This is a genomic window from Cyclobacterium sp. SYSU L10401 (genome assembly GCF_010993705.1).
Classification (GTDB): domain Bacteria; phylum Bacteroidota; class Bacteroidia; order Cytophagales; family Cyclobacteriaceae; genus Cyclobacterium.
On record NZ_WOFO01000001.1, the window covers coordinates 849,765 to 866,664 of the forward strand.

Genomic DNA, 16,900 nt, shown 5'->3' on the forward strand with positions numbered 1-16,900 from the left:
ATTGCTGCTATTGGTTTTTTGGTTTTTTGAGAATTTGATTGACGGAGTTGTCCAGGTCCAGCCAGGTTTGATCGAGCTCTTTCAAAAATTCCTTTCCTTCCGGGGTGATGGAATAGTATTTTCTAGGGGGGCCGGTTTCGGATTCTACCCATTTATAGCTGGCTAGTCCGGAAGTTCTTAACCTGTTTAGAAGGGGATACAAGGTTCCTTCAACAACGATTAGCTGCGCACCTTTGAGTTCATCTATCATATCTGTGGCATAGACTTCACCCCTGGCAATAATATGTAAAATACAGAATTCCAATATTCCTTTCCGCATTTGGGTTTGGGTGTTTGAAGCTTTCATTTTTTCTTGATTAATAGCTTTTAGGGATTAAGCCCAATAATTTCATTTCTATTTATGCTGATACAAGAAAAATAATACCAATTTTTTAACAGGTACCTTGTAATACTTCTTTCCAGTATGAATCATTTTTGGACATTGACCAGAATCAGACCTGAAATGCGGAATTAAGTCCTTAAAGGGCATGTTTTGGTATTCAAAATGGAGAAAAAAATTCTTTCAAAATTGAGCTTCATCAGTCGGACAAAGAAGCCATTCTGAAAATCAAGTCATCTGCGAACAGTTATGTGTTCACTTTTGAACAATACTTTCAGGATTGCGGGTAAATTTTTAATTTCAAAATATTACCATTGATTATTTTCTTTTTACTTTGCAACAGAATTATTATTTAACCTTATGATTTCCAGGGCTAATTTTTGTGTGTTGGTAGGGCTGTTGCTGTTTGGATCTGTCAAGGGACAGGGAATTGCCCCAAAATATTCCAATGAATTCATGAATATTGGGATAGGTGCCAGGGGATTGGGCATGGCAGGTGCCCAGGTAGCTGCTGTGAGGGATGTCACTGCTGCTTATTGGAATCCTGCTGGTTTGATTGGAGTGGCCCATGAGCATGAGTTTGCCCTTATGCATGCGGAGTACTTTGCCGGTATTGCCAAATTTGATTTTGCAGCTTATACTACCAATATACAAGAGGACAACCAGATCGCTATATCTTTGATCCGTTTTGGGGTAGATGATATTCCGGACACCCGCTTTTTATATGATGCTAACGGAGCCCTGAATTATAACAACATTCAATTTTTTAATGCGGCAGATTATGCCCTTCTGCTCAGTTATGCCCGGGATGTGAGCGATAATTTTAAGTTGGGGGTCAATACCAAGATCATTCATAGAAATGTAGGGAAATTTGCCAAAGCCTGGGGTTTTGGTTTGGACTTTGGTGCCATTTACCTGTGGAATGGCTGGCGTCTGGGCTTAATGGCCCGGGATGTGACGACTACCTTCAATGCCTGGTCTCACAATGCAGATTTGGTAAGAGAGATTTATGACCAGACACAGAACGAAATCCCCATTAACAGCATTGAACTGACGCTCCCCAGAGCGATTTTTGGCCTTGCCAAGGTTTTTGAAATTACTTCTGATATCAACCTTCTTGCCACCATGGATTTCGATTTCACCTTCGATGGGCAGCGCAATGCGCTATTTGGAAGCCGTATTTTCAATATAGATCCGAAGATAGGAGCTGAGCTGGATTATAAAAGCACGGCTTATTTCCGCTTAGGGGCCGGTAATTTCCAAAGATTAACCAATTTTGACGGAAGTAAGTATTCCAGCTTGCAACCCGGTTTTGGTTTGGGGTTTAAAGCCAGTGAAAAGGTATTGATTGACTATGCATTGACAGATATTGGAAGCATTTCTGAAACACCATTTTCTCATGTTTTTAGTGTTAAAGTTTCATTGAATCCTTTAAAAGAGGATTTTAGGATTTATGGGGGTTGGGAAAACAATTAGTCAGAGAATGTTAAGAGTATTTATTTTATTGATTTTCTATGGTGTTAGCTCATCTGTTTTTGGCCAGGCAAGCCAATGGGTGAAATATGACCAGGATTATTTTAAAATCCCAACGGCGACAGATGGTGTTTTCCGATTGAGCTATACCACTTTTTCAGCATCTGGCTTGCCATTGGAATCTTTGGATCCCAGAGAAATACAGGTTTTTCACCGGGGCGAAGAGGTAGCAGTTTACATCCACGGGGAGGAGGATGGCGTTTTTGACCAGGGAGATTACCTGGAATTTATTGGCAAAAGGAATGACGGCACTTTGGATTCCGCCCTATATGGCAGCCCGGATTTACTACCCAACCCCTTCTACAATACCCATAATGATACCACTGCCTTTTTCTTAACCATTTCCCCCGGTCAAAGAGGTAAGCGGATGGACACCGCATCCTTACCAGGCGGAGCGGAAGAAATTTCCGGATACCAAAAATCCGCTTTGGAACATTTTGCAGAACAGTATTCCCTGGGTAAAATTTATTTTCCCGGGGTGAGATTATCCAGCTACGATGAGGGACAAGGCTGGACATCCTCCATTGTCACCAAGGGATCCAGTCGGTCAGTGAATTTTTCAAATCTTGGAGAAGTCATAGGGGATAAGTTACCGACACTTGAAATCGGACTTGTGGGTCGGTCAGAAACCCCTCACCTGACCTCTGTTAGGGTCGGGCCTTCCGCAGGCGCACTCCGGGAGCTGGGACAATATGCATTTGACGACTTTCAAAACAGGGTTTTTCTGGAAAACCTTCGCCCGACTGATTTTTCAACTGAAGGCCAACTTTTTGTAAGCATCACCTCTCTCGGTGTAAATAATGCCGTGGATAATATTTCGATCAATTATTGCAGGGTGGTTTACCGATCGAGAGGTTTATCAGGTGATTTTGAGAAAGAGGTCTTAGCATTTGAGGAGGCGGATAAAATGCTAACCATACCAGGGGTAAGCAGGGATTATGTCGCCTACGATATCAAAGATGCCAATAATCCGGTTAAATATGGTTTAAATCTGATGGAGGATGAGCTTCAGATTCCCACCGGGAGTCAGGGAAGAGCGGGGACTGTATTGTTACAAAATCTCAATCAGGTGAAAGAAATCAATGTATTGCAACGGGTAAGGTTCAGAAATCTCTTGGCGCAAAATGCCAATTTTCTGATCATTTCACATGAGAGATTAAGGCGACCGGCCAGTAATTATGGAGACCCGGTGGGTGCATATGCCGCCTACAGGGCTACCCCGGCAGGAGGGGGATTTGACACTTTGACAGTGAATGTACAGCAGTTATACGATCAATTTTCTTTTGGAGAAAAGTCCCCACTGGGCATCCGGAATTTTTTAAAGGAATACAATGATCGATTCAGGCCGGAATACCTGCTGTTGGTTGGAAGGGCATATGGAATGATCAATACGAGAAGGCAGGCAGGGGTAACGTATTTTTACAGAAATAATCCTTCCTTATTTGATTTTCAGGAACTGGTACCGGCATATGGTTATCCCTATTCTGACAACCGATTTGTGGTGGGATTGGATCCCGAGGATCCATTGGGACAAAACATAAGTATTGGCCGGATCCCTGCCAGGACCCCGGATGATGTGGGTGCCTATTTGGATAAGATTAAGGAAAAAGATGCCATGGGAGTTTCTGAACCCTGGCAAAAAAATATTGTCCATTTGAGTGGAGGCAGATCGGCTTTTGAATTGGAACGGTTTTTTAATTTTCTAAATGGATTCAAAGCGGTAGCCGAAGATGTTTATCTGGGTGGAAATGTGCAAACGATAAGGAAGAGGTCAAATGAATCTACAGAATTGATCAATATTTCAGATGAAATCAATGATGGGGTGGGTTTGGTGACATTCTTTGGCCATGCCGCTCCCTCGACCACGGATATTGATATTGGATTTGCGAGTGTCAATGAAATGGGTTATCGCAATGAAGGAAAATACCCGGTATTACTTTTAAACGGCTGCGATGCAGGGAATGCCTATGGGGATGCCTATACTTTTGGTGAAGACTGGATAGTCACACCAGAAAGGGGGGCATCCAACTTTCTGGCTCATGCTGATATTGGAATAGATGTCTACCTCAGGAGGTATAGCGAATCCTTTTATGCCAAGGCTTTTGCAGATTCATCCTTGATTTACCAAAGCCTGGGTAAGGTAAAGGTGGAGGCCGAGCGACAGCTTTATTCCAGGTACGGAGGCTCGGAAGTAAACCAATCCCATGCCAATCAAATCATACTTTTGGGTGATCCTGCATCCCGCATGTTTCCAGCCAATAGGGCAGATTATGCCATTTTGCAGGAAGATGTGGTCCTGCAGGGAATAGGGGGGCAACCTTTAAACTCCCTGGCTGATTCGCTCGAGTTGTCGCTGCTGATCAGGAATTTGGGACGGGTGGATTTGGATTCTGTAAGTTTGGATATTGAGAGGCAATTGCCTGATGGAAGCGTCCTCAGCATTGAATCAGGAATGATTACCCCGGTTTTCAGACAGGACACTTTGGTGATTTCCATCCCCAATACGGGAATCAGTTCGTTTGGCGACAATATTTTCACCATAAACATCAATGATGACCGGGAGATTGATGAAATGACCTTTTCAAACAATTCCGTTTCCGCTTCCTTTTTTGTTCCCTTAAGCGGCACTTTGAACCTCTTTCCATTGGAGTTTGGTATCGTTAACGAAACGGAGGTATCCTTGATAGCGCAGATCCCAGGCTTTCTTCAGGAGGCCAGAAACCTGGTCATCCAATTGGATACAACGGCTGATTTTTCCAGCTCCAGGAGGAGAGAAGTAAGGATAACCACTGAGAATCTGGCCAGGTGGGAGGTAGCGCTTTTTGATAATATTCCAGCAAGGGATTCGCTTACCTTTTACTGGCGGACAAGGTTTTTATCCCCCAGAGAAGGTGAGGACGCTTCCTGGAATACCAATAGTTTCTCCTATATCCATAATGGTCCTGAAGGATGGACCCAAAGACAATTGCCTCAGTTTTCAGGAAACCAGCTGGATAATATACAGCTCAATTTGACCGATGGAGAATGGCAATTTCAGGAGACGGCCTTGAATATTGATATTTTCACTTTTGGAGCAGATACGGAAGGATATGATGTAGAGAATACCCAAATCATGTTGAATGGGGTGTCTTATATCCTGGATACATTTAATCGCTTTTGCCCCAATGGGTCCCTGGGTTTGATGGCTTTTGACCACAGGACCTTAGAGCCTTATTTGCCCGTTCCTCTGGTTACTATTGATGTTTTGGATTCTCGTTCTTGTGGTCGGGTGCCGCAGGTGATACAGAGTATTCGAAATGCGAGTATCACAGGTCCGAATGGGACCATGTTATTGGATTTTGTGGATGGTATGAAAACGGATGATTATGTCGTAATTTTTTCTGTAGGGAATGTTACTTTTTCGGACTGGCCGGATAAGGCCTATTTAAAAATGAAGGAATTGGGAGCAAATGAGGCTACCCTGCGGAATCTTCAAACAGGAGATCCCTATATCCTATTTGGGAGGAAGGGAATGAAACCGGGTGAGGCAATAGAAGTAGTTCCCGATATCAATGGGGCGTCTCCAAGGGAGTCCCAGGTGATTTCTTTTGAAACTGATATCACGGGATATTTTCCTTCTGGTAAAATTCTTTCTCCAAGGATTGGGCCTGCCGCTGAATGGATTAGTTTTTTCAACGAAATCCAAAGTAAAAATCTTTTTGAAAGTGAAAGAAGTAGCATGGGCATAGTCGGGGTAACGCAAGATGGAGGAGAGGTGCCCTTACTCAGCGACCTGGATGATGAACGGGCGGATCTCTCCCGGTTTGATGCAGAAAGCTATCCCTACCTGAGATTAAGGTATGCCCTGGATGACATGGAGACCAATGCCCTGCCTCAATTGGCAAAGTGGCAGGTGGACTATACGGGCGTGCCGGAAGGGGTTTTGGTTTTAAAAGATAAAAGAACATCATCCCAGCTATTGGAAGGAGAATCGGATGAGCTTGAATTTGAATTTGTAAATATATCCAAGTACGATTTTACAGATTCCATTACCATTGATTATACCTTTCAAAACATTGATCAAAAAAGAATCGAGCAGGCAAGCAAAAAAATTCCGGCGGTAAAAGCCGGTGCGGTAGCATCCTTCACTTTGGGTTTCAATTCCGAGGGTAGGCCGGGGGATAATTCCCTCAATGTTTTTGCCAACCCCAGAATAATACCTGAGCAACTTTACCGAAATAATGTTCTTGACCTTCCCGGTTTTTTTAAAGTAAAAGGAGATGATCTCAATCCCATACTGGAGGTTAATTTTGATGGTAGGAATATCATGAATGGGGACATTGTTTCTCCCACTGTAGTCATCTCAGCCCTGGTAAAGGATGAAAATAAAATAGCCCTGAAAAAGGATACGCTGGGTATGGAACTGATGATCCGGAAGCCTTGTGAAGGCTGTGATTTTGAAAAAATAAGTTTCAGCAACCCGGAAGTGAAATGGTTTGAAGCTACCGAAAACTCGGATTTTAAAATTGAATATCAACCGGGGCCTTTGGAGGATGGCCTCTATACTTTGCGGATCAACGCCAGCGATGCTTCCGGTAATGAAGCGGGGTCCGATCCCTATGAAGTGAGTTTTGAGGTAATCAATGAGAGTCAGATCACCCACTTTTACCCTTACCCCAATCCGTTCAGCAACAATGTGCGCTTTGTATTTACGCTCACAGGCTCAGAGATACCCGATGAGATAAAGATTCAGATCATGACCATCAGCGGCAAGGTGGTCAAAGAGATATTTCAGGATGAATTGGGCCCGGTAACGATTGGGAATAACATTTCTGCCTATGCCTGGGATGGGAAAGATGAATTTGGAGATCAATTGGCCAATGGCGTTTACATTTACAGGGTCCTGGTCCGGAAAAATGGTCAATTTATGGAGCTGCGCAGCAGTGCAGGGGACAAGGCCTTCAAAAAAGGGTATGGTAAAATGTACCTGTTAAGGTAGTTCGCTTACGGACAAAATCAAGACCTTGTCATCTCCTGAAGTGTCTACATTGCTTTTTTCAGCTACCTGCTCCCAAAATTCATCTGCTTGAAACAACACGATAATGGATCTTCCGCTAAGCAAGGATGCCAATGCCTGGTCTCTTTCCATCAGCCTTTCCGATTCACTCAGGGGTTTGTTTTTCCCTTCAATGAATAGGGCTTTTGGCTTAATTGGTGACACCTGCAAATCTACAAAGGAAAGCATTAGCTTTTCAGGGGCATCGGTCCGTATTTCCTGATGGTGTCCCTCTAATACAGCCTCAATATTCTTTTTGACATCACTTTGGTGAAAATGCTTTGCCAGGGTCAGGGAGGCTACATCCTCCCTTTGCCAAAGCAGGCCATGTCCGACAAGGGTATGTCCACCGATACATATGGCCAGTAGGACCATTACTTTTTTCTGATTTAAACGAATAAGTGAAGTCCAGGTAGCCCAGGAAATTACCAAAAGGTAGGGGAAGAGGGTCCGGTAATTCACTTCCTGGTATCCCGACAACTGTTGAAAGGCAAGAAAGCACAGGGTGTAAATAACTCCGAAAAGTATCAAAGGATAGGTTTTGTTTTCCCTTTTGTTTTTATTCAGAAACAGATAAGCCAGAAGGAAAAATGCCCAGACCAGGGCCAGGATAAAGGCCAGGGGCTTTGGGATCCGCTGGCTTAGGAAATCTGATATGACAAGGCCTAAGGTTACCTGCATCCAGCTGGCCATATTTTCATAGAAAAGGGCCAAATGATTTAAGATACCTGGATTAGCATTTGCGTGCTCGGTAAGATGGAATTGTAGGATGTTTTCCGGTACCACCCACTGGAATACAGCCCAGGAAGCAATTATACAGCCCAGGACAATTAACCAGCGCCAATTAGGGTCTATAAGGATCCAGACCAGTAACAGAGGGATTAAAAAAAGGGTGTTTAATTTTACCCATACCATGAGGGCAGACAACACACCCAAGGCAGGGAAGTAATGGTTGTCATCCTTGTCCGACCAGATAAATACATATAGCCAAGCCAAAACCAGGAGGTAGAATATGCTATCTGCATGGGCACTTCCCAGTACCCTGAATGACCACCAGGACAACAGACTAATACCAAATAACGAAAAAATTATTCCGGCATTTTTGTCGGCATGAGCGGCTATTTTGTATAGGAAATAGAAAGCAAGAATACCTGTGATGAGGTTTAAAACCAGAATCCGATCAAATAAAGGAATCAAAGATAATGGTAAATTGGAGAGTAAAAATGGATAAAATGGAGAGAGGGAGGAAAGGGCATCAGGTAAACCAATAGTGATCTGAAAATATCCGATGGTGTCCGGCGAAAGGTGTGAGCCGAATTTCCAGAAGCTGATCAGGGTGAGGATGAACAGTAGGGAAAATGTTCCTGCAACAATTAGAAAGGAACTGTCATTTTTGAAAAAATTCACCAATTGAGGCGCTATATTCTTTTTCTCCATGAGATGAAATGGTTTGGCCGCTTTGACTTGTAAAGCTAATTAAATTCTTTTAATAAATTTGTGATTTATAATATTTAATTATAATTATTAGAAGTTTAATGCTTATATTTATGTTTTAAAACCAATAAAGATATTAATATTATAATACAATCGTCAGATTTATCTATAGGAAGTTCAAATCTTTGTATATGTTGGTTTGCCCGGATTGCAAATGAAATGTAGCATGGTTGGTTGGATCAAGACCATATGGGCCTGTTTGAATGAAAACCTATTCATTAGAAGTGGTTTGTGGTATTTTATTGCCTTTGCCTTTTTGAATCCAACAGATCTGCAATCACAGACTTATGGGGGGGCTTCAAGGGTCTTTACCGATCATGATGGATATTGGACTTCCGGTGTTGGGGATATTAGTCCGATCCTTCCCAATGATTCCCACCATTTACTGGGGTTTACCTGGCAGGGAAGCGTATATTCTACTGGCATTGATGATGGGAGGTTGAGTCTTGAGGGAGTTGGTTTTTCTCCGCAAGTTTACCAGGCTTTTCCTGTCAGGAACATTACAGAGAAGCCCTCCGGTACCTATATTGGCCTGGGGCAGCTCTATGATGGTGTAGACAATGGCATATCAAACCCTCCACCTTTCCCGGTACCACCCAACCTATCCACATTTTTGACAGATGGGCTTCAGGGACTCGATTATGGCACCGGAGTAGCGAATATTGCCTCAGGCAATGTTATTTTTGATTTTTCCGGCATCATTGATCCCGACCAAATAGGAGATGGTATTCCTGATATATTGGTTACCCAATTTGCCGATCCAAGTAGCACCCTTGATGAGATCTTTCTTACTGATGGGGATGGAAACCTGGTGGGAAATTCTTTGAGTATTGACCATACAGCAATCAATATCCTTGGGCAATGGTCTGCTGATTTTTACGAATTGAACGGTACTGGTGCAGCCTTTGTGAAAAGCCCCAGAGACTTGCGCTTGTGGGTGGCAGAACTGGAAGCCTTCGGAATCAATATGGGCAATTATGAGCAGGTTAGAAGCTTGCGGTATAGGCTCAATGGGACCAGTGATATTGCATTTGCCGCCTATAAAGTGGGGGTGTTTGATATTGTAGCCGCCAATAATGATGAAGGAACAACCAATCAGGAGGAGCCCATAGTTTTGGATGTATTGGATAATGACCTGCCTGGTGAAATATTGGACCCTTCCTATCTCAGTATATTGGATGGGCCGGATAATGGTTCTTTGACTATCAATACTTTGACGGGGGAAATAGAGTATGTTCCAGATCCTGAGTTTTTCGGTATAGACCAATTTACTTATCAAATATGCGGAGAGGGGGGCTTGCAATGTGATGAAGCCCTCGTTACCATTGAGGTAAACCAGGTGGCGCTGCCCGTAAAATGGCTGAAGTTTACTGCTTCTACTTTGGCAAATCAGGGTATCTCTCTTGATTGGACGACAGGCTTTGAAAAAAACACTGCATTTTTTGAAGTAGAAACTTCTGTAAATGGGAGTGAATGGCAGATTGTTGATCGTATTGATGCAGAGGGGTTTTCAAACAGTACAATAGATTATTCCCATTTTATTCCCATGAAGGGAGAAGGCAGGTTATTTGTGAGGTTGCGGCAGGTTGATCAGGATCTCAGTGTGGCTTTTTCCGAGGTGGTAGCGGTGGACTTTCCGGAGGAAGGACAGGTAGACGTCAGACTTTACCCAAATCCGGCGGAAGCAGAACTCATAATTGAAGGCCCTTTTGGTGAAGGGGAGGCCTTAAAGATTTTCGATATGGCGGGTAGTGAGAAAACGCATTTAATCCATAGTTTGGAAAGGAATGGATTTTCAATCCGGCTGGATGTGCAAAGGTTAAATAATGGAATATATGTACTGATATGGGGTAAAGAAAGCCTTAAATTTAAAAAGAATTGATGGGCAGATTCCTTCAATTTCTAAAGTTCTGGGATTATTTCGTACTTTTAACCGTGATGGGGTTTTTGCATTTGCCCCATGCGGCTATATTTTCAAGCTCTGAAAACTACGAAAAATTGCTTTTGATAAAATCATGAAATCGACACGATTAAAATCACCATTAAACCCACAGGGCAATGATTATTTAAATCGTCCAAGATGCTCCCGATTTAGTGTTGGGACAGGCTATCCCGATCTTCGGTGCGGGACAAGTAGTGACCATTAAGAAACCATTATAAACACATGAAGACCGACAGAAGAAAGTTATTGAAATCCATAGGTTTAGGATCCGTGGTAGCCTTTAGTCCCGCAACGTCTTTTGCAAGGACCAAAAAGAAAACCAACTTCAGTTATTGTTTGAATACCAGTACCATCAGGGGGCAAAAAACTGGATTGAAAAGGTACATAGAGATCGCTGCTGAAGCAGGTTACGATGGAATTGAGGTATGGATTGAAGATGTTAAACAATTTATTGCAGGGGGAAATAAGGCGGATGATCTGAATGGAATGATTCAGCAGCATGGCCTAAGGGTTGAAAATGCCATAGGCTTTGCCCCCTGGATGGTAGCCGATGAGGAAAAGAGCAGGGCTGGATTTCAGCAGATGGAAGAAGAAATGGAGCTATTGGCAGCCATTGGCTGCAAAAGGGTCGCCGCTCCTGGTATAGGTGCTGAGGCGCCGGTAGATCTTATGTTAGCAGGAAAAAGATACAAGGCTTTATTGGAACTTGGAAAGAGAACCGGGGTAATGCCTCAACTTGAGTTCTGGGGGGCATTTGCCCCTTTTCATCATTTGGGGCAGGTATTGATGGTGGCAGCCGTGGCCAATGATCCGGATACACGGATACTTCCGGATGTTTACCATTTGTATAGGGGCGGTTCTGGATTTGAAGGGTTGAAATTGATTAACGGTAATGCCATCGAGATTTTTCACATGAATGACTACCCTGGAGATATTCCGAGGGAAAAGCAGCAGGATAAGGATAGGGTATACCCTGGAGATGGCATAGCGCCATTGAAGCAGATCATAACTGATCTTAAGGAGATGGGGGGTGATAAAGTGCTTTCACTGGAACTATTTAATCCTGGTTATTGGGAAAAGGACCCTCTTGAAGTAGCAAAAACAGGATTGAAGAAAATGAAGCAAGCTGTGAGTTCTGCTTCCTGATTATTAGTAACCCATCAGGATATAAAAAAAAACGCCAGGCGACAGCACTGGCGTTTTTTTATCCTGGCTATTTAATTACCCCGCCTTGACCGGGCAGAAGGGGCCGTAGCAGTTCGGGTACGTTGGCCTGCCTGGCTTTTGGGTGCCACTCTTGTGTTGGCTCTGCTCCGGTTTACGGTTGAATTACTCCGTCGGGAAGTGGAGCTTTGAACTTGTTGCCTTCTCTGGGTGGGTGCCTGCCTGGTCACTGTACCGGAAGGTGCAGACCTCCTCACCTCCTGTCTGGAATTTCCAGGGTTAATTTTTCGGGTATTCGGTGTCATTTTCCTTTGGCCGGAAGTCACTCTCTGTGTATTCGGGCTTACTTTCCGCTGTTCAGGAGCAACCCTTATATTGGCTTGTCTTTGAGGAGCCCTGGTATTTGTCTGGACTTGATTCCTGTTATTCGAAGGAACCGACTGCCTTTGCCTTATATTGGGGTTTGTTACCCTTGGATTAGTGCTAGTGTTTCCTTGCCTGTTAAAATCAACTTGTGACCTTCCGGATCTGAGTTCATTGTTACGGGCATTCACTTCATTTCTTCCTGCATAACGGTTGTTTGTTACCTCCCTGTTTTTTAGGGCTTCTGTCCTTACGGAGCTACGGGTATTGGTAGCTGGCATGGTTGCCCTTCTATCGTTGAGAACCTGATTGCTACGTGAAGGTTTATAATCTCTTGAAGAAGTGAAATTTCTGGGCCTGACATTGTTATTTGGTCTTACCGTATTGCTGGCTCTCCTGATTTCCGGTTTGTAAAGGCTCAGGTTATTGTTATTGATAGAAGCTCTGCCTGGTCTCCCACCTTCCCTTACCTGATGGACGGGCACATTCCTGCGGGTTACCCGGCGCAATTCCGATCTGCTGGGCCCGGTAATATAGGTCTGATTGTTGTAAACATAGGTATTGTTGATGATCGTGGTTTGGTTGTAAATTACATTGACATTCCTGCCTGGCAGATAGTATCTGTAGATATTTCTGCTAAGTAACCTTCTCCTGGGTACGAATACCCAATGGGAGTAAACCGGGAATCTTACGGAAGCATAAAATTGTACCCTTGGACCAAGGGGAAACCAACCATAATAACCCCTACCGGATCTCCAGTTGACCCATGCCGGACCCCACTCATATCCCGGAATCCAGGCCCAACCATACATGTCACTGAAAAACCACCTGCCATAATGGAAAGGAGCCCATCCCCAGTCATACATGGAAACCCAGGTGTTGCCGTAAGAAGACATAACCCAATGTCCATTCGTACGATAGGGTTGAAATCCCTGTTCTACGTAAGGAATCCAGATAAATCCATAATGTGGATCTTCCACCCAGTCCCCATAGGGGCTCAATTCATCATAAAATACCTGAAAGGAAACTGCAAAAGGGCTTGCTTTGATTTCATTAAAATTGCCCATGTACAGAAACAAGAAACTGAAAATAAAAAACCTGGTGACATTTACCATTCGGGACCGATTACTTATGGGATTTTTCATGGCGTATAAGAATTGATTGTTAATTACTCATACGACAATAAATGTACCATGTTGCATAAAAAGCTTTAAAACAGATTAAAATAACAAAAAATTGAAAAAATAAAGAATAAAAGGCTTTTATATGTCGGTATTTAAATGAATATTTTGTATTAAAAGCTAGTTTTTTAACGCGTCAATTTTTTTTGCTATCTCCTCTGCTTCGGTCATTAATTGATCAGAACGTGTCCTGTCCTGATGGGAAACCTGATGCGCTTTTTGCATCAATTTTTCGTATTGGTCCTGTAACTTTTCAATCTCTGACTTCTTTTTGAATAATCCGAACATAAACTTTTTTCTTTTTGTAACACTTAAAGAACTGCTACTGTTTTGATTTAGTCAAAGTTTTGAAAAAGCTCACTCTCTTCGGGCATTTCCTCAGGAACAACTTCGTCATTTTTAAAATTGATCATGTCTTCCAGATTACCAGATCTGGAATAATATTTCCAGGGGCCTTCTTTTCTGCCCTCCTCCATTTGGCCTTCAGAGGCTAGTCTCCCATTATCATGGTAATATTTCCAGGTGCCCTCAGGTTTTCCGGAGGTATAATTACCTTCTGATTCTTTTTGCCCGTTGATGTAATAGGTAATTCGGGTACCGTTCCCATCTTTGAGGGTGCCGGGATCCAGTTTAGCAGAGCCGTCGTAATTGTAATATTCGCTGACATTGATGAGTCTGCCAAAGTCCCAGAATTCTTCTTGTGTCAGTTGTTTGTTGTCATAAAAAAGGCCCCACACCCCGTCTTCCTGTCCTAAGAGATAACTTCCGACTGATTTCAGCTGCCCGCCGTCGTAATAATAAAACCATTGACCGGCTTCATTCCCCAACTGATAGTTGCCTTCCGCTATCAAAATACCGATTTTATTGAAATATTTCCAAAGACCAGATTTCAAGTCATTCTTATAGGCGCCTATGGAGTATAATTTTCCCTCCGGATAATAGTTTTTCCATATGCCTGAGCGGAATCCATTTTCATACTGACCTCTGACAGAGGGCTTTCCATTGCTGTGGTTTTCAATGTATTCACCTACAGGTACACCCAGATCATAAGTGACCCTTTTTGCCAGAGATTTATCCGGAAAATATTCTTCCCACTGGCCTACAGGAATATCATTTTCGTACCGTTCCACCCTTGCTGTTCTCTTATTTTCATAATAATAGGTCCATGTACCGGTTTTATTACCAGATTGGTCGTAGGTTTTTTCAGATTCCAAGGTTTTGGTATCGGGAAAAAAGCTTGTCCATTTGCCTGCTTTTTTCCCATCCCGGAAAGTTCCTTCTTCCTGAATCCTTCCTGATGGAGAAAATCTTTTGAAATCCCCATCGGTACGATTGTTTTTGTAATTGGCTTCGATGATTAACTCTCCATAAGGGGAATATTCTCTATACGGGCCTTCCTTTAACCCATCCTCAAAACTTATTTCTACGGCTTTCTCTCCGTTTTCATAATAAAAAACCCATTCTCCTGTCTTTTTCCCATCCGTAAATTTCCCTTCGGTTTTGACTTGTTCAGGATCAGCATATCCCGATCGGCCCTGATTGCCATAATATTCTTTATAGGGACCAATCAAAACGCTATCCTGATAAACGGCTTCCTTGATCAACGCCCCTCCCAAATCAAATTCCTGAAAGCCACCGCTCAGCTTATTATTTTTGTATTCGGCTACTATATGACGCTGCCTATTGGAGAAATAAATGATCCACTCACCATCCTTGACCCCTTCATCAAACGTTCCCTGCTGGATGAGAGCATTGTTTTTGGGATTGATAAATTTCCAAAGGCCATCCATTTTGCCATTCACCATTACCCCATTGCCCATTAGGGTGGAGTCATTATTGTAGATGTTTACTACCTGACCTTGTCCATAGGAAAGTGCAACTGAAAAGACCGAGAAAATCCAGGCAAATATATATTTCATATGATTATAATTGTTTTTTAACGGCCATATGGAATCTCGCATTTTTAATAATCACCCCACTGTGTGACGCGTTGGCCAGGCTCGATTTCATGAGTATTTCAGATCAATTTACAAAGTGATACGGATTGTGTTTGTTACGGGTTCCAATTTACATTATATAGTTAAAAAATTATATTTAGTTTGGAAAAAGTTTAATCCTTTTTATGAAAAGGGTGGTTTTATTTCGGATATCTCCTTTTTTATGACCCATGCTGGGGCATCCAAAAAAGTATGTTTTCTATTTCTTTCATAATTTCATCCTTCAAGCTTTCGGAATCAACCCATGGAATGGGTTTGATCAATTGGAGGTGAGCGAAGGCTTTTAGGTGGTTGGTCAACTTTAAAGGGCTAAATGTATTGGCTTTCTGGTGTTTCTTTTCGTCAATAATTTTCCCGTAAGCCCATAAATCGGAAAGGCAGACCTGAAATGATTGTAGGCTTGCCCAATGGATCATTTTTTGGGGATCACTAAGGCAGGGGTGATTTTTACCGAAATACACCATGACAAATATACCCCTTCCCCACCAGTGAAGCACGCGGATATTACAGCCCTGGTACTGGTCAAAATCCCTGAGAACATCCAGCACCTGGTAGGGGCACTGTTGCAATTCATTTCCTTTACTAATCTTAATTCCCAGATGGTTTTGGTGGGCTTTTGTTAACCAATCGCTGGGGATTTGATTGGCTACCTGGGCAAAAATCCGGGTAAACCTTTTTTTTGCTTCACTGATTTTTTCAAAAAGCAACCTGTTTTTCGTGATCGCCAATAACTCCTCATCATCTAACATAGCTTCAGTAATTACCAACGGATCAAGGCAGAAGCCCAGGCAAAACCACTTCCAAAGGCTGCCAGGCATACCAGGTCATTCTGTTTAATCCTCCCCATTTCCAATGCTTCACTAATGGCAATAGGAATGGTAGCCGCAGTAGTGTTGCCATAAGTCATGATATTGTTAAAAACCTGATCATCTTCAAGTCCCAGTTTTTCCTGGATGTATTGGCTGATTCTCAGGTTTGCCTGATGGGGAATCAACAGGTCCAGGTCCCGGCTGGTCACCTTATTGGCATTCAGGGCCTCCTGGATTACCTCGGAAAACCTTACTACGGCATGTTTGAACACCGCATTACCGTTCATCTGAAGATTAAAGGACCCACTGTCAATCAGTTCCTGGGAAACCCTTACCTCTCTACTGCTGCCGGGATCTTTTACAAAAAGTTCTTCAGCGTGATCTCCATCCGCATGTAGGTGGGTAGAAAGTATTCCTTTATGGGGGTTGTTACTGGCTTGAAGCACCACTGCCCCTGCTCCATCTGCAAAAATCACGGCACTGGAACGTCCTTCATCACTTTTGTCAAGAGCCGAGGATTGGATTTCTGCCCCCACCACCAGAATGTTTTTGTACATACCTGTTTTGATAAACTGGTCTCCTACGGACAAGGCATAGACAAAACCTGAACAAGCATTTCTGATGTCCAGGGCTCCTATTCCCTGTAAACCGAGCTCTCTTTGTAATAGGACCCCATTTCCGGGGAGGAAATAATCCGGGGTGATGGTAGCAAAAATGATAAAATCGATTTCGTTGGTAGGGATCCCGGCATTGATAATGGCCCTTTCCGCAGCGGTTTTAGCCATGCTGGTAACGGTGTCTTTTCCCGGGGTAAACCACCTTCTTTCCTTGATGCCGGTACGCTCCACGATCCAGGCATCATTGGTATTCATCATAGAAGAAAGCTCCTCGTTGGTAACGATTCGTTCCGGGAGATAATGGCCGGCGCCTGATATGAAGGAATTTTTCATTGTTGGAGGGGTGCTAATTCAGGAACAAATATGTCATTTTAAATTGAAAAATC

The 16,900-nt window shown here is 43.1% G+C and carries 11 protein-coding genes; 4 read left to right on the forward strand and 7 right to left on the reverse strand.

Features of this window, described 5'->3' with window-relative positions:
- Positions 1-7: 7 nt before the first annotated feature.
- On the reverse strand, positions 8-346 hold the full coding sequence (locus GL182_RS03560) for a PadR family transcriptional regulator (RefSeq protein WP_163378172.1): 339 nt from the start codon (positions 344-346) through the stop codon (positions 8-10).
- 393 nt (positions 347-739) lie between these two features.
- On the opposite strand from GL182_RS03560, the gene GL182_RS03565 reads away from it, so the two are divergent.
- Positions 740-1,855: a PorV/PorQ family protein gene (locus GL182_RS03565; protein ID WP_163378173.1), complete on the forward strand. Its 1,116-nt coding sequence runs from the start codon at positions 740-742 to the stop codon at positions 1,853-1,855.
- Between the two features lie 7 nt (positions 1,856-1,862).
- Positions 1,863-6,890, forward strand: a complete 5,028-nt coding sequence (locus GL182_RS03570; RefSeq protein ID WP_163378174.1) for a C25 family cysteine peptidase — start codon at positions 1,863-1,865, stop codon at positions 6,888-6,890.
- Here GL182_RS03570 and GL182_RS03575 read toward each other — a convergent pair.
- On the reverse strand, positions 6,882-8,384 hold the full coding sequence (locus GL182_RS03575) for a hypothetical protein (protein WP_163378175.1): 1,503 nt from the start codon (positions 8,382-8,384) through the stop codon (positions 6,882-6,884). The genes GL182_RS03570 and GL182_RS03575 overlap by 9 nt on opposite strands.
- 223 nt (positions 8,385-8,607) lie before the next feature.
- On the opposite strand from GL182_RS03575, the gene GL182_RS03580 reads away from it, so the two are divergent.
- Complete coding sequence (locus GL182_RS03580) at positions 8,608-10,323, forward strand: Ig-like domain-containing protein (protein ID WP_163378176.1); 1,716 nt, start codon at positions 8,608-8,610, stop codon at positions 10,321-10,323.
- A gap of 282 nt (positions 10,324-10,605) precedes the next feature.
- Positions 10,606-11,529 (forward strand): sugar phosphate isomerase/epimerase family protein, encoded by a 924-nt coding sequence (locus GL182_RS03585; protein ID WP_163378177.1) that lies wholly within the window; start codon positions 10,606-10,608, stop codon positions 11,527-11,529.
- Between the two features lie 71 nt (positions 11,530-11,600).
- Here the strand turns inward: GL182_RS03585 and GL182_RS03590 are convergent, their stop codons facing one another.
- From GL182_RS03590 to GL182_RS03610, 5 genes are all read right to left on the reverse strand, one after another.
- The gene (locus tag GL182_RS03590) at positions 11,601-13,055 is read right to left on the reverse strand and encodes a DUF6600 domain-containing protein (RefSeq protein WP_163378178.1); all 1,455 of its coding nucleotides are present in this window, start codon (positions 13,053-13,055) and stop codon (positions 11,601-11,603) included.
- A 156-nt stretch (positions 13,056-13,211) separates the two neighbouring features.
- A complete protein-coding gene (locus tag GL182_RS03595) occupies positions 13,212-13,379 on the reverse strand; it encodes a Lacal_2735 family protein (protein WP_163378179.1) in 168 nt (55 codons plus the stop codon).
- 47 nt (positions 13,380-13,426) lie between these two features.
- Positions 13,427-15,010, reverse strand: a complete 1,584-nt coding sequence (locus GL182_RS03600) for a toxin-antitoxin system YwqK family antitoxin (protein ID WP_163378180.1) — start codon at positions 15,008-15,010, stop codon at positions 13,427-13,429.
- A gap of 239 nt (positions 15,011-15,249) precedes the next feature.
- A complete protein-coding gene (locus tag GL182_RS03605) occupies positions 15,250-15,837 on the reverse strand; it encodes a hypothetical protein (protein WP_163378181.1) in 588 nt (195 codons plus the stop codon).
- An 11-nt stretch (positions 15,838-15,848) separates the two neighbouring features.
- Positions 15,849-16,847 carry a 3-oxoacyl-ACP synthase III family protein gene (locus GL182_RS03610; protein WP_163378182.1) on the reverse strand — a complete coding sequence of 333 codons (999 nt, stop codon included), beginning with the start codon at positions 16,845-16,847 and terminating at the stop codon, positions 15,849-15,851.
- Positions 16,848-16,900: the final 53 nt, after the last annotated feature.